Source organism: Patescibacteria group bacterium (assembly GCA_023380635.1).
Lineage (GTDB): Bacteria > Patescibacteriota > Microgenomatia > JAMCZE01 > JAMCZE01 > JAMCRP01.
This window is the reverse complement of record JAMCRP010000001.1, coordinates 433,476-456,848: the sequence shown is the minus strand read 5'-3', so window position 1 is coordinate 456,848 and position 23,373 is coordinate 433,476. Positions and strand designations below refer to the sequence as shown.

The following is a 23,373-nucleotide window of genomic DNA, read 5'->3' as shown; positions in this document are numbered from 1 at the left end:
TGAGTGTAAAAGTTCCGAATTAAATCTACTGCCCGGAGCCGGTCTTTTTAAGCTCGAAATTTGAGTACCTTCAGTAGATGTTCGGACTTTTTGTGACGACACAAACTCCGAAATGGGAAAGGAATAGGTTGTAATAAGGCCCTATATTTTGTTTGATCTTTTCAGTTGATATACTTCCTTTGTGAATAGATACTTTTCAACGTTTATTCCTGGGTTGGGAGAGGAAGTTAAAAACCAGCTGGAAAAATCGCTGAGAGGGTTTATATGTCAGCTACTTCTTGACGGCTTAATTGTCTATCAGTCGGAATCCAGCCCGGAAGAAATTAAAAAACTGCGGTTTCTTAATAACTCCTTCTTGGAAGCAAAGCCGGAGGAAAAGACAGGAATAAAGCTGGGAAATACATTCCGGGTAATCTTTTCTAGAGAGAATGAAATTATCGCCATCAATAGAGAACGGCTTGCAAGAATTGAAAAGAAAATTGCCGAGGCCAATCACCTTACTGTTGATCGGTCTAACCCTGATTTTGAATTTTGGTTCTTAGAACGAAGCGAGGGGTATAAATTTGCCGGTGTAAGAATCACCAAACACCCCGACTACAAAGATGTTCTCCAAAAAGGCCAGTTAAGACCAGAATTGGCTAATCTGCTTTGTTTAATTTCTGACCCTAGGCCGGATGATGTCGTCCTTGACCCTTTTGCCGGATCCGGTGCGATTCCTGCCGAAAGAGCCAACTTTCCCCACCTGAAAATCATCTCCGGGGATATTAAAACCGGAACGGATGCTCTTCATATGACTGAGGTTGCCGATAATAGCGTCAATAAAATCATCACCGATCCACCCTGGGGAATTGAAGTAGGAAAGGAATTGGACTTGCCAAAGTTTTACGAGGCAACGCTAAAAGAATTTAAACGGGTTTTAAAACCAAATGGATTAGTGGTGGTATTAATGGGAAACAAAACTGTTTTTGAAGAAGCATTAAACAAGGCAAGTTTGTTTAAACTTCTAAAGAAATATGATGTTTTAGTTTCAGGGAAAAAGGCAGCAATTTATAAATTGGTTTGTGCGTAAAAATTCCGAATAGAGTCAACCGCTCGGAGCCAAGGTTCCTAGCCTCAATTTGATATAATTACTCCATGGCTAAGGCTAAAAATATTTCAGGGGGTGTAGTACACACGCTTCCAACCGATTTAAGGGAGGCTTTGATTTCTGACCCTAAAGCGCTTACCCTTTGGGAAAGTCTTACACCTTTGGCTCGAAATGAATGGATTTGCTGGACAACATTGGTTAAAAAGGCAGAGACTAGACGCAATCATATTAAAAGAGTGATTAGTGAACTCAAAGAGGGAATGCGCCGCCCTTGCTGCTGGCCAGGGTGTACTCATCGCTAAGGTAGAAGTTCTAGCTTCTTAGAACCTGAAGGAGAGGAGGTCCAAGAACCGGGAGAGCAGCGACTGGCTCTGGGAAAGGATCTGGCCAGAATCGGTGGCCACATAAGCTGTCACAGGCAAAGAGACGGGAATAAACCCCAACACATTAAACTTCTTTTCGCCGGCAATTTTATAAACCCATTTATTGTCCAGTGTAGTCATGGTTACGGCTGACGAGGATGCTATTCCCGACGGCGAAGCAGAGTTTGATAGAGTGGCGACGGGAACGATTCCCTGAGAAAGCATGTTATCAATGGCTTTTTGCGGCAGGGTGGCCACAATTTTTGTTCCGGCCGGAGTAGTTACGATTAGTTGATTGGTCGTAGAATTAACAGAAAGCGGAAAATGTGGCCGGGCTGGTTCGCTGCCATCTTTTTCTACTTCGTTACTTTCTGGTTTTTGTTTCTGCTCCTGTTCTTGGTTTTGCTCTTGCTCTTGTTCTTGTTCTTGTTTCTGCTCCTGTTCTTGGTTTTGGATTTGATTCTGATTTTGATTTTGTTGGTACTCGGCCAATTGATCTTTGGCTAAAACTCGCGGCACAGCCAAGGCGACTAAAAGCAGAGCGACAGCGGCGATTAAGATTAAGATATGGGCGAAACCATTTTTCTCGAGCATTTATTAAGGTTAACCGCCATTTTTCTCTTTGTCAATACCCGCTAATCACATAGATTGCTTTTTTTGTCATTTCCAGAACCACACTGCCGGGGATTTTTGGCAGACCGGCGTTTCATATTTGAAAATTTACGGCGTTCTCCTAGGCGAAACCGGTGTGGAAGCGTGGGATTCGAAGTCATTGTTTCTTAGAGTAAGAATTGAACCAGTCATGGTATTCTCTCCAGTCGAAGACAGCGGTTGGTTTAACGCAAGGGATCAGACAGGGTTGTTCGTCGGCACGGGGATTTACGGTCAGAATAAGCCTTCTCTTACATTGGCGTTCGTTAGTTTCTACAGGCTCACAAAAACCCATTAATCCATTGGGAAGAGGAACATAGTTTTTGTGGTCGTTAACCCGGACAGAGCAGCCTTCACAGATCAAAGACCTCTCGCGCGGAAAAGAGAGAGCGATTTCCTGAAGAGGCCGCCCATCATGATCAAAGGTTACATAATATAAATTCCGGGCATTGGCCCAGGCAGGATTTTCTTCGTTGTCGGTCATATGAATCAAACTGGGCAGACAGTGGTTTTCGGTCATTCCGAGGATAACACTATTAAGGATTTTTGTCAGGCCGGAAGTTTCATATTTAAAAGTTTGGCGGAAACGCCCGGTACCACCGTTGGACCCTCTTTTTCTTAAAACTACCGGACTAATCGGACCGGTTGTTTACCCGTCCTTTAAAATTAATTTGTTAAACTGCCCGAAGGAGTTGCCGTGAAGTAATCGTAGACCCCTTTAGAAATCAGGGCGATGCGTTCTTTGGCCAGGGGGCGGGAATCAGTTTCGGAAAAAACAACGATGAGGTAATCGCCGCTATCGGCATAAACTATGCCGGCATCATGAGTGAACGGTTCCATTTCTCCGGTTTTGTGGGCGACGGTAATATCATCAGGCAGGTATTTGGGCAATCCGTCGTTTAGCTTCTGCCAGCGCAAAAGACTAAGCATTTCCGAAGTATTTTGGGGATTGGCCAGCTGGCCGAGATACAGTTTTTCCAAAAATAAAGCGGTGTCAGCGGGAGTAGTCAGGGGTGAGGCTTGGCCGACTCCGACTTTAGATTCAGTTAGACCCTTGGTGGCTAAAAAGCTGCTAATGGCAGAAAGACCTACCCTGTGTGTTAAAAGCAGAGCAGCGTAGTTATTAGAGATAGTAATCATTTGATTAAGAGCGTCGCGGACAGAGTAGGAAACCGGACCGGACGCTTGTTCGGCATCTTCAGGGGCGATTGCAAACTCTTTGTTTAAATCCGCGGCGTCAGCGGTTAAAACTTCATCTTGGTTTAATTGTCCTTTTTCCACCTGCTGAAAAACCGCGCCCATTACCCAGAGCTTGTATAAACTGGCGGGCTCAAAGACCCGGTGTTCGTTTTGGAAGTAGGCCTCGCCGGCCTTCAGATTTTTAATGACGATACCGTAGGTTCCGGAAGTGCCCTCAAGGGTGCTATCAATAACCGTCGTTAATCCGGGAGAAGAAGGAGGTGCCGTTTGCGCCGAGAGGACGACCTGGTTGGTCAAGGAGAGATCCGCCGGCAATTTGCGGAAATGTTTATAGCTGATAATTCCCAGAAAGGCAATAAACGCCGGCAGCAGCAGAAGCAAGTATTTTTTCCTGGCCCGCTCCCGCCGTCGTTTCTCAATCAGAATTGGGGTATAGGTGAACATAACCTCAACAATATATCTTAAAACCAGCCAGTTTGGAAAGCGGAAAAGCCCTAGATATCAGAAATTCTGGTGCTGGTTCTGTTAAAAGTGAACAATCGTGTAGTTAAAAATGGCCAATAATTTTAGCCTGCTCTCTTATATTTTGCTTACAAAGCTCTTTTTGGTTTCTTTTAGCCTCAAATTACACTGATGTCTGAAAGGAGGAAACGAAAGTATGAAGAGGTACAAGCGGCGGGGAAGAGAGAGTACCTGGGGACTGGAACCGGATTCGTCGGGACTGACCCGGGAAGAACAGGATGATCTGGCCAGGGAGGAAAACCGACGCCAGAAACCTGTCAGCAGCCAGCGGGATCCGATCCAATCGGATCGGGCAGACAACACCGCTAGCCAAAAATCATGAGTAACGCTGGAAGGCAAACCGCAGCCTTGCCTTTCAGCTTGGCAAGAGCGCTGTTTTAGGAAGTAAAACTTATGGATGAGAAAAGCCTAAAACAAGCGGAGCCTTCGATTTTTTTTGCGCGCCTGGTCGGCAACATCGAAGACGACACCGTCAAAGAAACGGTGGAAGAATTAAATATCGCCAACGCTAAAAGTTATGTCACTCAAATATCTTTTACACTGGTTAGCTATGGCGGGGATCTCCTTTATTCTTTTGCGCTTTATGATCATATCAAAGCCTCTGTTAAACCCGTAGACATTATCGTTGAAGGCATGTGCATGTCCTCGGCCGTCATGGTTCTCCAGGCCGGAAGACGCCGGATTGCCCGACCCCATACTGTCTTCATGGTCCATCCGACCATCACTTCTCTGGAAGAAAAAACCTATCCGGAATTTATTTCCATTGTCGACCAGTTTAAAAAGAACCACGATCTTTTTGTTAATTTATCAATTGAACGGTCGGGAATGAGCCGGGAAGAGTTTGAAAAAATTTACGCGCCCCGAAAATACCTTACCCCCGAAGAAGCGCTGCATTTTGGTAAACACGGCCTCATCGACGAAATCTGCGAACAATAGTTGACCCCTGTGTTAGTATACGATCCATGCTCCCACCCAAAATTGCCTTCGTCGATATTGAAACTACCGGGACTAGTTTAAGACGAGACCGCATTATCGAAATCGGGGTTTTACGCGTTGAAAAAAATAAACTGACAGACACCTATCAAACTTTAGTTAACCCCGAAACCTATTTACCCCCAGAGATAACCCTGTTGACCGGTATTAAAACTTCGGATTTGGAAAACGCCCCGACTTTTTCCGAAGTGGCCCGTAATTTGACAGAAATCCTAGATGGCTGCGTTTTCGCGGCTCATAACGCCCGGTTTGATTATGGATTTATCAGACAGCAACTGGCGGGATATGGCATTAAGTATCGGGCAAAAAATTTGTGTACCGTTAAACTCTCCCGGCTTTTGTTTCCTCAAAACCGGCATCACAAACTTGACAATCTAATCGAACAATTTAGTTTAAACTGTGAGCGGCGTCACCGGGCTTTTGATGACGCGGCCGTTCTTTGGGATTTTTATAAGAAACTTTTAAAAGAAATCCCTGAAGAAAAATTTGAAATAATTATTAATCAGGTTTTGCGTAAACCTAACCGGCCGATAAATGTTTCTGAAAAAATACTGGATAATTTACCGGAAGGACCGGGGGTTTATATTTTTTATGATCAAGACGGCGCGCCTTTGTATGTCGGTAAAAGTGTCAATATTAATGATAGGGTCCTGTCCCACTTCGCTTCTGATAATGAGATAAAACTTTCCGGCCAGGTAGCCAGTATCGAAACGATTGAGACGAAAACAGAGCTTGAAGCGTTGCTTTTAGAATCCAAAAAAATTAAAGAACTGCAGCCGCTCCATAACCGGATGCTAAGAAAAACCCAAAAGCTTGTGGTCTTAAAACAAGATAAAAGCGGGGACTACAACACGGTCAAGATCGACACGGTTAATAAAATAATGCCCGGCGAAGTCGAAGAAATCTTGGGGGTGTTCCGCAGTGTTAAACAGGCCAAAGATACCTTAGTAAATTTGGCCAAAGAGCAAAAACTGTGTGAGCGGCTACTTGGTGTAGAAACTACCAATCGCGCCTGTTTTGGCTACCGTCTCGGTCGATGTAAAGGCGCCTGTGTCAAAAAAGAAAAACCGGCCCTTTATAACGCCCGGTTTGCGTTGGCTTTTATGAACTCCCGCATTAAGCACTGGCCCTTCAAAGGCCCCAGACTTTTGGAAAATAAATATCTGGTCGATAACTGGTGTCTCGTCGGGGAAGATTTTGATTTAGATACTTATAAAATTCTTCAGAGATACCTGCGCAACCAGCGAAGACAGATTCGGACTTATTCCAGATAGTCTTTGAGTTTTTTAGAACGGCTGGGGTGTTTAAGCTTTCTAATGGCTTTGGCCTCGATTTGGCGAATGCGTTCACGGGTGACACCGAAGGCCTTGCCGACTTCTTCCAGGGTTCGGGGCCGGCCATCTTCCAGACCAAAACGCATGATGAGTACCTTGCGCTCTCTATCATTTAAGGTACCCAAAGCTTCTTCCAAATGCTCTTTTAGTAAAGCTTTGCTGGTTTGGTCCTCAGGAGACGGAGCTCTTTCGTCAGCAATAAAATCGCCCAGCTGGGAATCTTCCTCGTCGCCGATTTTAGTCTGCAGGGAAGTAGGCTCCTGGGAGATTTTCTGTATCTCTAAAATTTTCGACACATCAATTTCCATTTCCTTGGCTACTTCTTGAGGCAGAGGATCTCTTCCAAGTTCTGAAGTAAGGCGGTTGCGAGTCCGAACGTACCGATTGATTGTCTCGACCATATGCACGGGGATACGAATGGTCCTGGCCTGGTCAGCAATCGCCCGGGTAATAGCCTGTCTAATCCACCAGGTAGCGTAAGTGGAAAACTTGTAGCCCCGGCGCCAGTCATATTTTTCGGTGGCCCGGATTAAGCCCTGATTGCCCTCCTGAATAAGGTCAAGCATGGTCATGCCCCGGCCGAGATATTTTTTGGCAATGGACACGACCAGCCTTAAATTAGAAGAAATCAGTTTGTCTTTGGCCCGTTTTTCGCCCTTTTCCGATCTTTTGGCCAAGTCGACTTCCTCTTTGGCGTTAAGAAGCGGAATGCGGCCGATTTCTTTAAGGTACATTCGGACCGGATCGGTGACTCCGCCGGATTCTAAAGCGGCAATGGATTCCAGTTCTTTTTCCAAATCAGAGGCGGTTTTGGTTTCGTTTTCGATGTCGTCGGCCGTGGTTTCAAATATGTCGACATTGGCGTTAATGAGGCGGTCATAGAGTTCGTCGAGTTCTTCCAGGTGCTCTTCGGCTTTAGGAAAAATTTGGAGGATTTCTTCCTGAGTGACAAAGCCGGAAGACTTGCCCTTCTTAAGCAGATCCGTGGCCTTATCGGGCAATTCAATTTTTGCCCCGACGGGGGATTTTTTTACCGGTGTCAATACCTTGGCGGGAGATTTTTTGGGCATATTGGAGCCTATTTTAGGCTCTTATTAATTTTTTGTCAAGAGTTGGCGCTCCTGCCGGAGTTGTTGCAGGACAGCAGTGGTTTCGGTAAAAGTCTCTTCCAAGACGGTGTCGTCGGGGTGCTTCTTGATCGCTTCACCGGCTTTTTTTAATTTTTCCCGTAGAGTCAGCTCCTTAATTTCCCAGACTGTCCGCTGAATTTCTTCTAAAGTTGCGGCGTCGGCAGTTAAATCGATTTTATTTTCCTGTAAATAGAGCCGATCGACCAGATCAAGAGCTTCCGGCGGAACGACATTCACAAAATCCTTAATGTCAAACTTTTTGCCGGGCATGGCAATGTCCGATTTGGGGTTATCGACCAGGGAAACCATCAGCTGATAAATCTTTCCCAACGCCTGGTTAGTGAAATCTTCAGGTTTTAGCCTGGGAGAAATCAGTAGCAGATAGTCTGACGGTCGGGAAGACTGGAGAAGCAGGGAAAGCAGATACTCTTCCAGAAGTTCACTGCGGGATTTGGGACTTGGAGAACTAGGGACATTGGGGGAACTGGAGGAATGGGGGAGGGTAAGCTTCTTGTATTCCTTGGCCAGTTGGGCCTGAACGACTTCTTGGCTGACGCCCAAAACCCTGGCCAGTTTTTTCAGGTAGTGATTTTTGACAATTAAATTATCGATCGGTTCAATAAACTTTGTAACCTCGCTAAGAATTTTCTTGCCGCCGTCGGCGGAGTCTGCTGCGTATTTTGTCGCGGCGTTATCAATCACATAGTCATAAAACGGCACGGCTTTCTCTACAGCTTCACGCCAAAGTTTGGGATCAATTTTAACCAGTTCGTCCGGGTCTTTAGCCTGGGAGAAAGTTACCACTTTAATATTCAGTCCGGCCTGGTCGGCCATCTCGATTCCGCGGTGGGCGGCGGCGTCGCCGGCAAAGTCAGAGTCTAAAGATAAATACACATTTTCCGTGTACCTTTTAAGTAGGCTGATATGCCCGGCCGTTAGAGCCGATCCTTTAATGGCCACGACATTGCGCACCCCGGCCTGATACGATGAGATCGCGTCAATTTCTCCCTCAACCACTACGGCAAATCCGGCTTTTTTAATTTCGTCATGAGTGATGTCCAAACCGTACAGCACATTGCCTTTGGTGTAAGCGGCCGTTTCCGCCGTGTTGATATACTTCGCCTCTTTAGCCTCCGGATCCAAAAGTCTGCCGGCAAAGCCGACGACATTACCCCGGTGGTCGCAGAGTGTAAACATTACCCGGCCGCGGAAGCGGTCAAAGTACTTGCCGATGCCGGACTTCGAGACTAACCCGGCAGCTTCCATTTCCGCGCCCGAGTAGCCTTTTTTAAGCAAAAACTTCATGAGGGAGTCCCAGGAATTGGGAGCGTAGCCGATTTTAAAAAGGTTAATCGAGTTGGGGCTGATTTTACGGTTTTGCACATAATCAAGACCGTTCTTGCCCAAGGGATGTTTCGTTAAAAGGTAATTGTAAAACTCCGACGCCAGGTGATTGGCGGCATAAATTCTTTCTTTTAGTTCCGTAGCCTTTGACGGCTGGTATGAAGTTAAAGTGACTCCGGCCCGTTTGGCCAGTATTTTTAAGGCTTCGGGAAACTCCAGATTTTCGGCCCGCATTAAAAACTTAAAGATGTCGCCGCCGTCCTGGCAGCCGCCGAAACAGTGCCAAATTTGCCGCTCCGGGGAAACAATAAAGCTGGGGGTTTTTTCGGAGTGGAAAGGACAAAGACCCTTGAAGTTGGCCCCGGTCTTTTTTAACTGGACATATTCGCCGATCAGAGTGACAATATCAATCTTTTGCTTAATCTGATCGAGGTCGGTCATTTGGCCGGAGTATACACTACTTTCCGCAAACGGGCCAGGCGTCCAGGCCGCCGTGGGCAATTTTCCAGGCAGAGGTTTTAATGGCTTCTTCGGCGTTAAAAACTAAAGAAGGGTTGGGATCAGCACCCATGGCCTTACGGGTAGATATCCAGGTACTCTCCAGGTACTGAAACATACCCAAATAAGGGCCGCCGGGATTAATAGAATCGGAGTGGAAATTAGACTCGCATTTGGCAATTTTGGTGAGTAAGTCCTTATCGACATTATAGATTTTAGCGGCCTCGCTAAAAATCGCCTCCAGATCGGTGGGAGCGGGATAATTTACGACCACGACTGGTTTCACTGCTACCGGAGCGGGTTTTGGTCTAGGTTTAACCGAAAAAGTGGCAATTTTTTCTTCCCAGTCCAGGGTGGAGGAAATGTGATCGTGAACAATAGTGTAGGAATAATCTTCATCAGTTGTTGGCAAACTGACGGAAATCTTCGGCGCCAATAGTAATAGCACCCCGGCTGCCGCGAGCCAGAAATAAGCAGGGATCGTTCTGGAAAGGGTAAATGACATGGAAACTGTTTAGCGGAGCAGATTCTATAGGCTAGATATGAGTGAAAAACTATAAATTAGTTAGAAGTCCATATATTAACAGAAAAAGGTATAATAGCGCTATAATTGGAGGAGTCGGATAGTGGCCCATTCCGCTTGCTTGGAAAGCAAGTGAGCGTAAGCTCGCGCGAGTTCGAATCTCGCCTCCTCCGCCGGGCGCCTGTAGCTTAACTGGATCGAGCACTTGGTTGCGGACCAAGAGACTGTGAGTTCAAGTCTCACCAGGCGCGCTGGATGGAGGATGGGCAGGACGGTAATGCGCTGGTTTCGAAAACCAGTGTTCGCAAGGACTAAGAGGTTCAACTCCTCTATCCTCCGCAAGATTATTTATGCGCCCGTAGCTCAACGGATAGAGTACTTCCCTCCGAAGGAAGTGATGGTGGTTCAATTCCACTCGGGCGTACCAAGTTAGGCGCGAAGAACCTTCTGACTAAACCAGTCGGAGATCTTGTCGACGACGGATTTTTCCGGGACTTCGATAAAAGGCAGATATTGGGCCAGAATATCCCGGATTTTTTCTTTGTCTGCCGAGTTTATAAGAATCGTCAGATGGCCAAAAACATTCCGGTTGGCAATATGGAGGATTAATTCGTTATTTCGGGGCATAAACCAGAACGGTCCAAGTTCGCCCCAAAGATAGGCGTGGTTCATAGAAATTATTCCTTCGGTGGTAATTTTATGTTCCACGGATTCCTGAGGAATCTTGGTCAAAGCAAAAAAGAGGAAATAGGCAGCCCAGGTTACGGCTATGGCCAGCCATTCCTGAAAGAAAGTAAAAATAACAGTAACTAAAAAGACTAAACTGCCCAGAGTGAGAAAAGTGCCTTTGGGATAATTTAGGGTCGGCCGGGAGAGAGATTGCCAAGTAAAAAGATCCCGAACCCGCGGTGGTTTCGGTGACTCTTGGCTATTGGGCAGAGGAGTTTCTTCCATTAATATAACTATACTTTTTGAGGCCGGGGAAGTAAAGCCGTTTTAGTTTTTGCCGGGAGTTAAATATTGCTGGGACACCCGGTCGCGAAGCTTAATTAAAAACTCTTCCGGGGTCATTTGTGTGTGGTCTTTAAAGCGTTTTTTGATTTCTTCTTCGGCCAGGGCGTCGTCGCTGATTTTTTCGATAGCTTGCATATCCTCTTCCGTCATTTGGCTCATGATAACAACATAGAGTTCTGCCGCGCTAAAGTTAAGAAAATCTTGAAAAAACTTTTCGGCTTCCTCAGGATTTTTGTCAGCCTTGACCTTATCAATGAATTTTTGAAAAATATCGTCCTGCATTTTATTTAATTATACTCAGATGTTGCATAGCCTGAGCAACAGCCGAACCATGGTTCATGAGATTGTTAAAGACACTTTGGGTGCCGTTACTGATTTGGAAAATTGCCCAGAGATCGGGGTGATCGGCGGCGCTTAGTTCGCCACGACTCCATAGATTAACTGCTTCCTGAAGCTTTTCGGCCAAAACGGTTTCGTTAATCATTTCGCCGCCGGCCAGTTGGTGCAGGTGAAGGGAGCCGTTATCTAAAAGGTGCCAAGGCTCACCATTGTAAGTTAATGTGTTATTAACTACCGAACCGTTAATGACGGCGCCATTGGGGGCAATCAGGTGCTCGATGCCCGGTGGAACAACCGGCGGGACCCCGGTTACTTCCGGACCGACAGGGGGTGTGGCACCGGGGGTGGGAGAGACGGGAGGTGTTTCCGCTTTTGGGGGAGTTGGAACTGCCGTTCCAGCTGTTGACGGTTTTCCGGGTGGTGGTGTTGGTTCGGCGGTTGGGCTATGAGTGGGGGTAGTGGTTTCTGCCGGCTGAGTTTCGGCTGTTAAATGGCTGGCCAAGCCGGACAAAGCGTGCTCACCAATGCTTTCGGCGCTCCAGCCCATAAGGACAGCGGTGGCGCCAGCGGCAAAACGCTTAATCCGCCTGGTAGCTATCGGGTGTTTTGCTTCTAGCGCCAGGGTTTCAGGATTTTGCTCAGCTGCCCTAATGGCGACATTAGTCGAGAAACCAAGGAACGCAAGGGACATATTAAGTATATCGGGGTTATAAAGATCAGCTCCGGCATGAGATAGGATCATCCGCAGTCCTGCGCCGCCAACAAAGAGAGCAAGCAATTCTCCGTTGTTTTTAGCGAAGTCGCTTAAATTTTTTGGCAAGTTTTCCAGAAATTTTTCCGCATTGGCCCGGATTCGTTCTCTGGTTATTAATTGGTATTTGTCCGGATAGGAATCCACCAAAAGCACTCGCTCCCGGTAGGTTAGATGATCGGGGTTAATAAGTCCCCGATTAATCAATTCATCCAGCTGGTCGACAGTGAGGGGTTCCCCTTTTTCCCTTCGGATAATCAGAGTCATGCGGTCTAGAAACTCATCTTCCTTACGCTGAGCTTCTCTTTTGGTTCGTTCCAATTCTTCTTGAAGATGATCGATAGTTTCTTGATCCCGAGCCTTTTGATCGGCTTTGGCCGCAGCGGCAGTCTGGGCGATATTAGCCTGTCGTTCGGCGGCCAGGGCGTCGGCCCGGGCTTTTTCCCGGTTGCGTTCTTGCTGAGCTTCCAAAACCTTTCTGGTTGCTTCGCCGGCAGTTTCGGTCGCTTTCTTGGCCTGTTCTTGGGCGGCTTTAATTTCCGGCAATTGTCCGCTGGCTGCTTGTTCCCGCAGTTGGGCAAGTTGCTCTTCAGCCGCTTTGGCTTGAGCCTGAGTTTCGCGCAGCCGAACCTCCAGGTCCAGCGCGTCTTTAACCGCTTCCGGTGTATTGGTTTCCAAAATTTTTGACCCGGCTAGGATTTGTTCCCGGTGGGCTACTTTGATCAATCGCGGAATAACCGCCAAGGCTTCACGCTCGATAGTATTGGGGTTTTCACTAGTGACGGTTTTTTCCCCGCGTAATTCCGGGGGAATGTTCTTCTTATCAAAAGTCGCGCGTTTTTCCGGATCGGTAATCGTGGCTCGTTCCTGCTCAATCCGGTCTGCATTGCGGATGTAATAGTCCCAGAGATTAAGTTCTTGGCGCAAATGGAAATTCCGGTCACTGGTTTCCCGGGTTGCCGCGAGCGCCTCTTTGGTCATCGCAACGGTTCTTTTCAGGGTCCGGCTTCCTTTGCCTTTGTTTTTCTGGCGCCTTTCTCTTAAGCGGTCTTGAATATCCATTTGTTGGTTATCCAAAGTGGTGTTTCGGTTGGCTCCCATTTGCTGAAGACGAGCCAAGTCTTCCAAAGCATTTTGTTTGTCGTCTTCGGGATTTTCCGGCAGACTTTTTTCCGGTTCCGGGGCTGGGGGATTCTCCGGTCCTTGGGGTTCATTGGGCACAGGAGGGACTGGCGGCGGGGTAACCGCCGGTTCAGGGATCGGCGGAACAACTTCAGCCGGCGGTTTTTGGACGGTAGATTTAATTTTTTCCTCCAGCTTATCAGCTTCCTGTTGTAAATTGTTAGCAATATCCTCTTTGTTTTGGTGCTCGGCGACCCCGGCGGCAAAGCGGATTGCCGCTACATTCTTGTAGTATTCTTCCTCGGAATTAGCCTCAACTGCGAAGCTGAATTTGTCTCCGGTTTCACTGTCTGTAATAGTGCAAGTTTCCCGGCCTTTGTCATCGGTCGTTATTGTTGCAATTTCATCGAAGAAATCATTCGTTTTGTCGGCAATTTCAGTTTCTCTAATCAGTTCCAACTCTTCTGAGGAATACCTTGGTTCCGGCGAAGGAGGAGTTTTCTCTTGATTGTTTTTTCTCATAATATTTTCTGAGAGTGGGTTGCTGGCTCGGGCTTGAGGTTCAGAAGGAATGGGCGTCCCTATTTTTGGTCCGGGAGCTTTCGGCAAGTTTTCCTTGCCCATATTATCCTGAGTCTCGTGAAGAATTGAACCTAACTCATCCCTTTCCGGCATATTGTTCCTTTATCAGTTTATAAACTTTACTGACATTCAACAAGTGCTGAGCCACGAAAAATTTATGCGTTGCAGGCATATTATACCTTTAGCGATCGGAGAAGGGAAATTTATGGTTTTAGGAATGTCGGCAAAGAGTTTGTTTGCCAGGCAAAGAAAACCAGCAGGGCGACAACTACCGCGGCCAGAAGGGCTAACTCCTGGGTGCCGAAAAACCGGCGCGACCGGGCAGACGCGTGGCTAGTCCTCTTGTGGGACTTTGTCTTCATATAACTAGTATAAGAAGATTTTTTACAGAAAGTAAAGGGGCGAGGGCGGAGGGTACAGGAGTCGAACCTGTTAACCCTTACGAGTATCAGTTTTCAAGACTGACGCCTTACCGTTCGGCCAACCCTCCGTAAGGCATATTATACTTTATTGGTACGCTTGCGGTCCTTTTGATATCATTAGCTTAATGGAATTTAAAGATTTTCTCGGTCGGTTCCGTCAGAAAGAAACTTCAGACGATGAAACCCTTGCTCAAGCTCACGAGGCATTTTGCCTGCTGTCGGCGGCTGGAGCTGGGGGTCAGGAGCCGATGGCCAGTTATGGGGCGGGGACAACCCTAATTTTGTCAGAGCTGCGTTCCGGGACAATCCTGCGGGAGAAATATGAAGATAACGATCTGAGCGAACCGGTGTATATCTGGTATTTTGTCGGGAGGACACAAAAAAATAACGAAAGTGTGGAAACGGTCTTATGCGATTCAACTCCTTTTACTGGTAATCCGCCAGGGCACTACTTTCACACTTCCCCAATCTATCAGCTCTTGGGTCCGGACAAAATGACGCTAAGCAAACGGGTTCTTAAAAGAAATAAAACCGGAATTGAATACGAAGTGGGGAAACCGGGGATTCTCTTGGATGAAAGCCTGGCGACTTGGATGAACAAGGAGTCCTGCGAAGCGATCAGACGGACGAGGCAAACCCTGCAAATCGATATTATTGTTTTTGGGAAGAAGGTAAAAGAAAAAGAAGAAAAACCCCAAACCCAAGGTCTTCAGGAACTTCGCCCGGTCTACGAACCGGGAGGAGTATAGTTGGCGGAGAGTACAGGAGTTGAACCTGTTAGAGTTTATACAACTCAGCGGCTTAGCAAGCCGCCGCATTACCGTCCTGCCCACTCTCCAGTTTTCCATATTATACTTGAATAGTGCTTAACTTTCTTCTGGATTTAATTTTTCCCCGGACTTGTGTCGGGTGCGGGAAGTGGGGGAAATATTTTTGCGACAAATGCGTCACTAAAATAGATTACTTCACCGATCAGGTTTGTCCGTACTGCGAACGGCCCAGTCCCTACGGTTTAACTCATCCTCGCTGTCAAAAAGCCTTTGGTATTGATGGAATGTACACCTTAGCCCATTATCGCGGGCCGATTCAAAAAGCAATCCAATTAATAAAATATCGCAACTCCTGGGCAATCTGTCAGGAGCTGGCGGAACTGATCGGGAAAAATTATCACGATAAATATAATTTCGACTATCTGGTGCCGGTACCCCTGGCTCCCAAAAGGGAAAGGAAAAGAGGGTTTAATCAGGCGGAAAAATTAGCGGGAGAATTGGTGAAATGTCTACGGACTACTGACCACCGACGACTGACTGTAGTAAATTTGTTGAAAAGAACCAGGGAAACAAAGCCGCAGTTTGATTTGAAATACAGCGAGCGGCAGAAAAATGTTCACGAAGCGTTTACTCTTTCTAACCAGTATCCAGTCTCCAGTGTCCAGCAAACCAGTTTTTGTCTGGTTGATGATGTGAGTACTACCGGCTCCACAATTTTTGAGTGTGCCAAGATTTTAAAAAAAGCGGGCGCTTCTAAAGTCTTTGCAATTTGTGTGGCGAGAGGAGGATGAAGGTGGAGCGGCCCGCAAAGTTTTTCGCGCTCGGCCGCTATGGCGAGGTACCAAGTGCCTGCGCAGCTTACCCTCGCGCTGCAAAACTTCGCCACGCTGCTCCTATTGTGGGATAATAGAAATATGAGGATTGAAAACCGCGCGGCACGGTATAACTATAATTTACTCGAAAAATTTGAAGCCGGGATAGATCTTTTAGGTCCCGAGGTCAAATCTGTGCGCGAAGGACAGGTTTCTTTAAACGAGGCTTTTGTCCACATTCGTGATGGGCAAGCATATCTGGTTAATGCCCACATTCACCCGTACCAAAATTCTATCGAGACGATTAGTCCCACTCGCTCGCGCCGCTTGCTTTTGCATAAGAAAGAATTGCTCGGTTTAGCCTCAAAAATGCAAACTATGGGCTTGACTTTGGTGCCTGTCGCGCTGTATAATAAAGGCAATATCTTTAAGGTGGAAATCGCCCTGGCCCGAGGCAAAAAACAATGGGATAAAAGAGAAGCGATCAAAAAGCGCGATCTTGAGAGAAGTTTGAAAATTGAAAATTAAGAATTCATTGAAAATTTAAAATTGTAAATTGAAAATTGTTCTTGGGGATGTACGAATCGACGAAAAAGCACTTTGACAACGGCAAGCCGAAGAAGAAATCTACTTCGTAAAAGACGGTTTCAAAAGATAAGTGCTAATCAAAAACTAGCATTTGCCTACGCCCAATTGGATCAAGATGGGTATCCCATCTATAGCTAAAAGGGTTAAAGCTGTTTCTTAAACCTTCTCCCGGTGGGGTTTCTGGAGCATAAACACAGCCGGAATGCTGGTTATTAAGTTTGGTTTTCTTAGTAATCCTAAGACGAACAACCACGGTACTGCTTTCTTGTTAGTTTGACCGGCAGTACCAAGAGTCAGAACTAACTAAGCTTGTAGATGTTTAAAAGTCACTTTTTCACACGAGGGGTCACACCCTCCATCTCCACTATTTGAGATCAAAGGAATAGACTTTTGCCCCAGAAAGCAAAAATACCTTCTTTACGGTTTCGTCGGCAAGAATGAGGCTGCCCTTAATATCCGGCGAAACATACTGGGCCTGATAATTGCCTTTTTTATCTAAAACGACGACCCGGTTGTTGCCGGAATCGAGAATATACAAATTATTGGTTTCGTCGGAAGTAAAAATGCTAGTAGGGTTGTTCAGGGGTTTGTCTAAACCGGAAACGCTAAAATCCTGCGCGTAGCCGCCGGAAAAATTGGCCACATTGCCGCTATTACTTAAAACAAAAATGGTGCCGTCAATGGCAAAAGAATTCACATTGGTAAAGTCAGCGGAACCGGCGCGAAGATACGCCGAGGGCGAGGCCGAAAAACCAAAATCCGTCCCCTGATATTTCCAAATTTGCGAACCGTCGGTGTCCAGAAGATATAAGTTTCCCCCGAAAGTCTTGAGGCCCCGGATTTTGACAAAATCACTTGATAAAGGCAATAAAACTTTGACGGAATTGGTGGTCCGGTTAATACTTTCAATTCCGGATGGTGTATATACATAAACGGTGTCGGCCGTCGCATCAATATAATTGTTACTCTTAAAATCCGCAGCGCCGCCGACAATGGCTGCCGTTTTTGATTTGGTGCCGAGAGAATAAACGGCGCCGTTATTGGAATCCAGGGCAACAATTTCGTTTTTGTCTAGAGAAGCAGCAGTAATGTTAGCATCGGCCCGCAGTAGACTGAAATCAGAAAAAAGATCCAGGGCGGATAAATTATAAATATGCGAAACCTGGGCCAGCTGATTATCCAAATCGGCTAAAACCGCCTGCAACTTTTTAGTTTCCGGGCTTGGGTCTTTTTGCCAGTTGGGGCCAAAATCCGTTTGGGCCTGGGTCAGGAAATTATTTTTGGCGGTAATGAGAGTGTTTCTGGCCATGTTGTCGTTCAGCCCGGCAAAGTTAGAGGCTTGATTCAAACTGTCCCGGGCCTGTTTTTCGATCACCGCGGCGTTTTGAGTGCGCTGTTCCAGATTACGGCCGCGCAGCTGAAAGGCGATAAGCGAAATCAGAAAAACCAGAATGACCCCGGCACCGTAAAGCGTGCGCTTGGAAGGGGTTTGAGTTAAGATTTTTGGCCGGTCAAAACTGGAGGGGAACAGCGGGCGGCGAGGAGAACTGGTAGGGCTGGATAATGGGGGTCGGAGACTAGTATCCAAAGAAACATTGTCCAGTTTCAGAATTAAACCGGCAACATTGTCTTTATCTTCCAGGCCTTCCAGTTTTAGAGATAATTCTTCAGGATTATGGACATTCTCGGAACTAAAAATCTTATTAAAAAAATCTTCAGTTCCCAAAACCAGAATGTCCCCGTTTTTAATATGGCCGGCAATTTTTCCCGGAGTCAGGAGAAGATTAATAATCTTTCCGCCGCGGAAGAGTTTGGCTCTCATGCCGTTCGTTGCGGCTACTTCCAAAACATCGCCGTCAATTTTGGCAATTAGTAAATGAGTGTTCGGAACGGAATCAATCAATTCTGTCGGAGCGCTTTGGGGCGACTGTTCAATGGTTTTTTCGATTTTGTGCAGCGCGTTAAAATCCGGCGCGACCACCTGAAACGAGTCGAAACTGGCGGCATGACCAAAAAAAGTGGCATGCTCGGGCATACGTCTAGTATACATTATCTTAAGAAGAGAATTTTTGCTAAGATGGTTGTATGGCCGATGTTGAACCTGTTTTGGGTTCGTATGAAGCGCAATTGCAAAAGGATATTGATAGGTTGGAACATGACCTGAATGATTCGAATACCGGGGTTAATGTTCTATTGGCCGCTGAAGAAAAAAAGGTTAGTGGGCAACAGGCATACTTTGACAAGGAACGGGCCGATCATGAGAAGGCTTTGCTGCAAGCTACTTTTGGGGCGGCGATTGGGGAAGGTTTGATTTCCGGCATCGAGGCACTTCGTGAACAATTAGCCGAATTGGAAAAAGCCTATATTCTGGCAAAAGACCATTCGCCAGATGCCATATATGGCACGACCGCACTTCTAATGGATTCTAGGGCGTCATATATAGAAACAGTTAATTTAGACAATGCTATTGTCGACTGGGTAAATGCACTAAGGGTCGGAACAAATCAAAGCCAAACTTCCCAACAGCAATCTCAGGCTAATTTCGAAGAATTTTTATTTGATCATGTCATTAAAAGAAAGCCGCCAAAAATTGGCAAGGCGCCGGAGTATAAACCAGCTTTTGAAACTCAGAACTGGCCGGTTATTATCAACATTTTTCGGGAGGAATATTTAGCCCTAGAGGAGTTATTAGCTAAGTATGAAGCAGGACTGCGGAATTTAGTTGGTGTCAACCTGAGTGATGTTATTTTTCTTAAACAGCCGGATAAAACCCTTCTGGAGTCACTAAAAGCCCAAAAAGCAAGATTGGATAACCAGCAGAGTGAAGCTAAGCACCGAATGGATCGTTTCCAGGCGCTATACGCGGTTTATTTGGAGCGTTGGCTGGACAAACCCGGCCTGGCAACTGCTGAGGCTGAGAAAAACGCGGCCCGCGACGCTCAAAGGGCTGTAGAACTGGAGGAGGAAGAAGCCAAAAAAAAGCAGGAAGAGCAGCCAATTGGAGTAGCGTCCGGCGAGCGCATTGTTCAAACTCCGGTGCCGGAGAAAAAGTCAGTTGAACAGACAAAGCCGGGATCGGTGGTCCAAGCTCAGGAACGTCGCACCCTGGAAGAAATTGGCGCCAGGCAGCTTAGTTGGCGGGCCGTAGTGCACAGTCCATCACTTCTGGTGCCCTGGTTTAGAGATTTTTTTGTCGGTTCCTGGGAACGAACATTTAGTAAAAGTAAGACTGAACAGCCGGTTACTACTCCGCCGGAAACGCTTACCCCCCCGCCGGCTAAACCGCAAAATATATGGCAAAGACTGACCGGGCGGTTTGTTTCTAAAAAAGACCTGAAGTTGGCCGGTAAAGTGGGCGGGGAGAGTTTAAAAAAAGCCGGGAAAGAAACCGGCAAGGTTGTTACCGGCGAAATCAAAAAGAAGTCGTGGGGAATGCTGATTAAAGGTGCTTTGGGAGCAATTCCCGGCGCGGGCCAGGTCATAGCCGCCATTGGCTTAATTTGGGAAGGAGCCAAACTGGTCAAAAAACTGCTCTCCAGCAAAGAAATGCGGGACTTAATGCTTAATGCTGGTGTCGGGACCGGTCTAGCCGTCTATGTTTTTATCCAAGCTTTGCTTTCAAACGCCATAGTGATCGGCTTCAGCGCGGCCGGGGCGCTGACCGGAATGGCTCTGGGAGCTCTGGCAGGCGGACCAATCGGCAGCCTAATCGGTTTTGGTTTGGGAGGAGTTTCGGGAGCAGCCATTGGTTATGTTGTGAGCAGTTCTTTTGGTTTCGGGGCGGGTTTCGGGTCGGCCGTAGCTACGGCTCCAGTGGCCAGCGCGGCGACAATTGGTGGCGCGGGAGCTTTGGGAACGGGGACGGGCGCGGTTGGAGCAGCGGCGTCCGGCGGCTTTTTGGGCATTAGCGGGCTGTCGCTCACATCTTTGTTAGGTGGCGGAGCTCTTCCGGTAATCGCTTCGGTGGCGGCAACCGCTGTCGGTTCATTGGTAGTGGTTATTTCGACCTGGACGGCTTTTGGCACCGTGGCCGCGACTTCTCAGCAGGCGGATTTAAGCAAAGAGGAAGGCACTTTATTTACGCTGGAAAAAACCGTTGATCAAACTTCGGTTGCCGGGGGGACGAGTGCTACCGTAACCTTTTCCCTTAAAATTACTGCCGGAAAAGATAACGATATCAGCATTGTTAAGGTTGACGATAAGTTTACCCGGGAAAATAATGCCAGCACGCCGTTGAAATTGTCAGCCAATCCGGTTTTTCCGCCAACCGTCCTAAAGGGCGATTCCACAACGGTGATGACTTCCTACACGACAACGGCTGCGGACAATAACAGCAATTTGGTAAATATAGCTACCGTAACGGTCAAAGCGGGCGACAAAGAAGAAACCCTGACCGCTGAAGCAACGGTAGCGGTCGGCAGTCCGAACTACACGGCCAGTCGCTGTCCAGTAGCGCCAATTGGCAACGCCTGTTCTGTAGCTAATCTCTCATCAACTTTTACTAGTGATCAGGTCGAAAATGCTTCGAGAATTTGTTATAGGGAATCCGGTGGTAAGAGTACCAAAACGAACGACGGCTGCAACGATGGAACTAATCGTCACAACGAATACAGCGTCGGCATTTTCCAAATTAATTTATTCGCCCATGATTATTTATGTAAAGAAATTCCTGGTGGCAAAAATCCGTTCTTAAAACCTTACTGTGGCAAAGATTGCGGCGATGCTTGTGATAGAGATGAGAATCTTTTAAAGCAATGTGCGGACTATTGGAGGCAAGACGATCACAATGCTGCTGCTGCAGCCAGGCTTTCAAATAACGGTCAGACATGGAAGGCTTGGTCAACTGCCAAACCTCAGTATTGCAATATCCCCTAGGATTTGGCATATTAACCCTGGATTGTGTTTAAGGAAGTCGGTGTAACTCCGACGCTGTGCCGCAACCGTTAAAGCCGGAAAACTAGCAATCTGCCCGTCTCGAGCAAGATATGATTTCCCGTCTTGAAGCCGTTAACGCCGTCTCTGCTAAAAATGAGCTTCTTCCCGGTTTAAACACCTCGGTTATTAGACTAAATCTCACCAATTTGGGAATTGTTGACCCGCTTTCCGGAAAAAGGATTGAACAAACTTTTGCGGCCCACAACCATCGGGAAGAGCGGGAAACCCAAGTTAATTTGGCCATGCTTAACGAATTGCAAAAAAATTCGGGGACCGGGGTTTGGCTGAGCCCTCCGGATAGTTTTTATAACCGGGGAAAAATTTTGGTGGCGATAAGAGAAGGAAATCAGATTGTAGAATATGACATTACTGGCCAGACCTTTTCCGGCCGGGATTTTGCCTCGTTTATAACTTCCTTAGCCGGATTTTCCCGTGAGGGCTATTATTTTTTGCCGGACCCGAAGATACTTGAAGAGGTTATTCCCATGTCGGTTATCTGGGAAAGTATCCGAAACGACCAGGCGGAAATAAAGTTTAATCAGGAAGTTGAAGAGATTCAGCATCAAAATGACCCAAAGGCTTATTTTTTGAAAAAAGAGGGGGTAGACATTGATAAAGCTTGCCCAAAGGCAGTCGAAGTTACCCAGAAGCGGATCGGACCCGATGGAAAAATCCAAGTTTTTGCCCGCGCCTGTGGAATCTGCGGAAAAGAAATTAATGATTGGATTACCAAAGGCTACCGGTGTAAACACTGTGGAGAGATTTATCTAGGCGTGTGTTAAAATGCTCTTATGCCAAGCATTTCTGGCGAAATTTTATCAGGACTCGGGGCTTCGGTACCACAAACGGAAGAAGATGTTTTTAATGCCCTAGCTGCTAAAACTCCGGATTGGATGAGCTACATTGGTGTAGCAACGCCGCCGGATATACCGGCTAAAAATATGCCTTCTATGATTACTGCAGCGGGTTTTCCTCCCCGAGACACCGGCTTAACTGGAGAAAAGATTTTTTCTGCCGAAGCCGTAGGAAACAATTTACGCGATATTTCTAACTGGGTCTTGATGATTTACGGCTCGGTTTATGAGAACCGGGGAAAATTGACAGAGGGAATCGGCACTCGAGTGTCACAGGAACTAGAGAAAAGGGCTCAGTTGGCTCGAACCGGAGTGCGGCCTTGGACCTTGTCAGAACAAGATTATCTGGATATTTTGGGGTTAGCCCGAGGTTTGCATAAATTACATAATCTGGATAATGCTTTTCTGCAGTCAAACGGTAACGCCGGAGAATTCATTAAGGCAGTAACTGCCGGTTCGGAGGACAAAGACTGGTTCAAGGAGGATGAGCTGGCGCAAATAATTTATTTTTCCAGAGGAGTTCAGCAATCTTTCCGTTTTTTGGATACTAACGCGAAACAATGGCAAGAAGAAGCTTTCGCTGCTATGATTGCCAATGGCGGTGCCCCCGATGACCGCTTTGAGATTGAGGCCAGATGGCTGGCGACTTCGAAAGCGATGTTTGCCGGGCGACCAGCCAGAACAGCTTGGGTCAACAGCTGGGACACGATTATTCCGGAATATCAATTTGCGATGACGCTACAACTGGCTCAGATCTTAGGTTATGTGGGCTATTGGAACCGGATAAATACGAGGACCGGACATTGGGATGAAAACACAATTGAATTTGGCGCCTGGACAACAAATGATCCCGTGGCGAACATAATGTACCCCCATCGATATGCTCTCTATGTTCGTGGAGAAATGATTACTGAGGCGATGATGCCAGCGCTGCGGCGCTATTCTGAGGCGTTTGATCTACCGTCTTATGCAAAAAAGGAAATTGACTCCCGTTCAGCAGTACCAGTATCCCGTCCTGCCGGAGCGCCGCCTGCGCTCTGGTCTCTGGTTGATGCTGGAGCTCGGGATGAGGAAATGCGCGACAATGAGGGGCGAAAGATTGGTTTAAAAAGTTATTTTAAAGCCTTAGAGCGGGGCCAGGCAGCGACGGAGGGTTTCATTGCTGCTTTGGGCGATTTTGGCAAGGTTGGTGCCGCTCTCAAATCGGTGGATAACTATGCCCGGGTAACTCTACAATATACCGGCCGACTTAAAGAAAACGCCAAGAGAAGCACTCTGGGAGGAATAGTTCTTTTGGAATCGACCATGGCTGAGTATATGCGGCCGGCTGGAAAACTTCTCAAACCCGGCGATTCCAGGGCATTTTTCCAGGAAATCAGAAATATGTATGGAATCGAAATACCAAAGAATATACGAGGCGATGTTATCTCGTATTTTGCCCAGAATGCTGCAAAAGGCTGGGGCAGTAGAGCCCTTCAAGATGTCTTGGGTGTAGCCGGCACGATTACCGGCATCAAATTTGGCGGCGGAAAAAGGTAAG

The 23,373-nt window shown here is 47.0% G+C and carries 22 protein-coding genes, 6 tRNA genes, 1 other RNA gene and 1 riboswitch; of the genes, 16 read left to right on the top strand and 13 right to left on the bottom strand.

Going from position 1 to position 23,373, the window contains the following annotated elements; translation table 11 throughout:
• Window positions 1–181: 181 nt before the first annotated feature.
• Both M1403_02590 and M1403_02585 read left to right on the top strand, forming a co-directional pair.
• Window positions 182–1,069, top strand: coding sequence for a hypothetical protein (locus M1403_02590; GenBank protein MCL4397890.1), 888 nt, complete (start codon window positions 182–184; stop codon window positions 1,067–1,069).
• A 65-nt stretch (window positions 1,070–1,134) separates the two neighbouring features.
• Entirely contained in the window at window positions 1,135–1,389 is a 255-nt protein-coding gene (locus tag M1403_02585; GenBank protein ID MCL4397889.1) for a YdeI/OmpD-associated family protein, read from the top strand.
• An 18-nt stretch (window positions 1,390–1,407) separates the two neighbouring features.
• Here M1403_02585 and M1403_02580 read toward each other — a convergent pair whose 3' ends face one another.
• From M1403_02580 to M1403_02570, 3 genes are all read right to left on the bottom strand, one after another.
• On the bottom strand, window positions 1,408–2,043 hold the full coding sequence (locus tag M1403_02580; GenBank protein ID MCL4397888.1) for a hypothetical protein: 636 nt from the start codon (window positions 2,041–2,043) through the stop codon (window positions 1,408–1,410).
• A 175-nt stretch (window positions 2,044–2,218) separates the two neighbouring features.
• A complete protein-coding gene (locus M1403_02575) occupies window positions 2,219–2,620 on the bottom strand; it encodes a hypothetical protein (GenBank protein ID MCL4397887.1) in 402 nt (133 codons plus the stop codon).
• A 146-nt stretch (window positions 2,621–2,766) separates the two neighbouring features.
• On the bottom strand, window positions 2,767–3,744 hold the full coding sequence (locus tag M1403_02570) for a class A beta-lactamase-related serine hydrolase (protein ID MCL4397886.1): 978 nt from the start codon (window positions 3,742–3,744) through the stop codon (window positions 2,767–2,769).
• A 214-nt stretch (window positions 3,745–3,958) separates the two neighbouring features.
• On the opposite strand from M1403_02570, the gene M1403_02565 reads away from it, so the two are divergent.
• The 3 genes from M1403_02565 (at window position 3,959) to M1403_02555 (ending at window position 6,089) form a co-directional block, all read left to right on the top strand.
• Complete coding sequence (locus M1403_02565; protein MCL4397885.1) at window positions 3,959–4,144, top strand: hypothetical protein; 186 nt, start codon at window positions 3,959–3,961, stop codon at window positions 4,142–4,144.
• Between the two features lie 71 nt (window positions 4,145–4,215).
• Window positions 4,216–4,758: an ATP-dependent Clp protease proteolytic subunit gene (locus M1403_02560; protein MCL4397884.1), complete on the top strand. Its 543-nt coding sequence runs from the start codon at window positions 4,216–4,218 to the stop codon at window positions 4,756–4,758.
• Window positions 4,759–4,784: 26 nt separating this feature from the next.
• The gene (locus M1403_02555; GenBank protein ID MCL4397883.1) at window positions 4,785–6,089 is read left to right on the top strand and encodes an exonuclease domain-containing protein; all 1,305 of its coding nucleotides are present in this window, start codon (window positions 4,785–4,787) and stop codon (window positions 6,087–6,089) included.
• On the opposite strand, the gene rpoD is transcribed toward M1403_02555, so the two are convergent.
• Genes rpoD through M1403_02540 form a run of 3 tightly spaced genes read right to left on the bottom strand, consistent with a single transcriptional unit; the run spans window position 6,077 to window position 9,626 of the window.
• Entirely contained in the window at window positions 6,077–7,219 is a 1,143-nt protein-coding gene (gene rpoD, locus M1403_02550) for an RNA polymerase sigma factor RpoD (GenBank protein ID MCL4397882.1), read from the bottom strand. The genes M1403_02555 and rpoD overlap by 13 nt on opposite strands.
• Window positions 7,220–7,243: 24 nt before the next feature.
• Window positions 7,244–9,064: a DNA primase gene (gene dnaG, locus M1403_02545; protein MCL4397881.1), complete on the bottom strand. Its 1,821-nt coding sequence runs from the start codon at window positions 9,062–9,064 to the stop codon at window positions 7,244–7,246.
• 16 nt (window positions 9,065–9,080) lie between these two features.
• Window positions 9,081–9,626, bottom strand: coding sequence for a transglycosylase family protein (locus tag M1403_02540; protein ID MCL4397880.1), 546 nt, complete (start codon window positions 9,624–9,626; stop codon window positions 9,081–9,083).
• A 107-nt stretch (window positions 9,627–9,733) separates the two neighbouring features.
• On the opposite strand from M1403_02540, the gene M1403_02535 reads away from it, so the two are divergent.
• The 4 genes from M1403_02535 to M1403_02520 all read left to right on the top strand — a co-directional run bounded on the left by M1403_02535 (window position 9,734) and on the right by M1403_02520 (window position 10,071).
• Window positions 9,734–9,817, top strand: a tRNA-Ser gene (locus M1403_02535).
• A 4-nt stretch (window positions 9,818–9,821) separates the two neighbouring features.
• Window positions 9,822–9,895, top strand: a tRNA-Arg gene (locus M1403_02530).
• Between the two features lie 6 nt (window positions 9,896–9,901).
• A tRNA-Ser gene (locus tag M1403_02525) sits at window positions 9,902–9,983 on the top strand.
• A 13-nt stretch (window positions 9,984–9,996) separates the two neighbouring features.
• Window positions 9,997–10,071 (top strand) — tRNA-Arg (locus M1403_02520).
• 2 nt (window positions 10,072–10,073) lie between these two features.
• Here the strand turns inward: M1403_02520 and M1403_02515 are convergent.
• The 5 genes from M1403_02515 to M1403_02495 form a co-directional block, all read right to left on the bottom strand.
• On the bottom strand, window positions 10,074–10,598 hold the full coding sequence (locus M1403_02515) for a hypothetical protein (protein MCL4397879.1): 525 nt from the start codon (window positions 10,596–10,598) through the stop codon (window positions 10,074–10,076).
• A gap of 42 nt (window positions 10,599–10,640) precedes the next feature.
• Window positions 10,641–10,940, bottom strand: a complete 300-nt coding sequence (locus M1403_02510; protein ID MCL4397878.1) for a hypothetical protein — start codon at window positions 10,938–10,940, stop codon at window positions 10,641–10,643.
• Between the two features lies 1 nt (window position 10,941).
• Window positions 10,942–13,545 (bottom strand): hypothetical protein, encoded by a 2,604-nt coding sequence (locus tag M1403_02505; GenBank protein ID MCL4397877.1) that lies wholly within the window; start codon window positions 13,543–13,545, stop codon window positions 10,942–10,944.
• 110 nt (window positions 13,546–13,655) lie between these two features.
• Window positions 13,656–13,814: a hypothetical protein gene (locus M1403_02500; GenBank protein MCL4397876.1), complete on the bottom strand. Its 159-nt coding sequence runs from the start codon at window positions 13,812–13,814 to the stop codon at window positions 13,656–13,658.
• A 46-nt stretch (window positions 13,815–13,860) separates the two neighbouring features.
• A tRNA-Ser gene (locus M1403_02495) sits at window positions 13,861–13,942 on the bottom strand.
• 57 nt (window positions 13,943–13,999) lie between these two features.
• On the opposite strand from M1403_02495, the gene M1403_02490 reads away from it, so the two are divergent.
• The gene (locus tag M1403_02490) at window positions 14,000–14,623 is read left to right on the top strand and encodes a hypothetical protein (protein ID MCL4397875.1); all 624 of its coding nucleotides are present in this window, start codon (window positions 14,000–14,002) and stop codon (window positions 14,621–14,623) included.
• A 1-nt stretch (window position 14,624) separates the two neighbouring features.
• Here M1403_02490 and M1403_02485 read toward each other — a convergent pair.
• Window positions 14,625–14,712, bottom strand: a tRNA-Ser gene (locus M1403_02485).
• A gap of 24 nt (window positions 14,713–14,736) precedes the next feature.
• On the opposite strand from M1403_02485, the gene M1403_02480 reads away from it, so the two are divergent.
• The 3 genes from M1403_02480 (at window position 14,737) to ssrA (ending at window position 16,411) form a co-directional block, all read left to right on the top strand.
• A complete protein-coding gene (locus M1403_02480; protein ID MCL4397874.1) occupies window positions 14,737–15,435 on the top strand; it encodes a ComF family protein in 699 nt (232 codons plus the stop codon).
• Between the two features lie 123 nt (window positions 15,436–15,558).
• Window positions 15,559–15,984, top strand: coding sequence for an SsrA-binding protein SmpB (smpB, locus tag M1403_02475; GenBank protein MCL4397873.1), 426 nt, complete (start codon window positions 15,559–15,561; stop codon window positions 15,982–15,984).
• A gap of 43 nt (window positions 15,985–16,027) precedes the next feature.
• Window positions 16,028–16,411: a transfer-messenger RNA gene (ssrA, locus tag M1403_02470) on the top strand.
• On the opposite strand, the gene M1403_02465 is transcribed toward ssrA, so the two are convergent.
• Complete coding sequence (locus tag M1403_02465) at window positions 16,409–18,079, bottom strand: hypothetical protein (GenBank protein ID MCL4397872.1); 1,671 nt, start codon at window positions 18,077–18,079, stop codon at window positions 16,409–16,411. The two genes, ssrA and M1403_02465, sit on opposite strands and share 3 nt — an antisense overlap.
• Window positions 18,080–18,129: 50 nt before the next feature.
• On the opposite strand from M1403_02465, the gene M1403_02460 reads away from it, so the two are divergent.
• The 3 genes from M1403_02460 (at window position 18,130) to M1403_02450 (ending at window position 23,372) form a co-directional block, all read left to right on the top strand.
• Window positions 18,130–20,919 carry a hypothetical protein gene (locus M1403_02460; protein ID MCL4397871.1) on the top strand — a complete coding sequence of 930 codons (2,790 nt, stop codon included), beginning with the start codon at window positions 18,130–18,132 and terminating at the stop codon, window positions 20,917–20,919.
• Window positions 20,920–20,924: 5 nt separating this feature from the next.
• A riboswitch (cobalamin riboswitch) is annotated at window positions 20,925–21,025 on the top strand.
• A gap of 4 nt (window positions 21,026–21,029) precedes the next feature.
• Window positions 21,030–21,761 (top strand): hypothetical protein, encoded by a 732-nt coding sequence (locus M1403_02455; protein MCL4397870.1) that lies wholly within the window; start codon window positions 21,030–21,032, stop codon window positions 21,759–21,761.
• Between the two features lie 9 nt (window positions 21,762–21,770).
• Window positions 21,771–23,372 carry a hypothetical protein gene (locus tag M1403_02450; GenBank protein MCL4397869.1) on the top strand — a complete coding sequence of 534 codons (1,602 nt, stop codon included), beginning with the start codon at window positions 21,771–21,773 and terminating at the stop codon, window positions 23,370–23,372.
• Window position 23,373 lies beyond the last annotated feature (1 nt).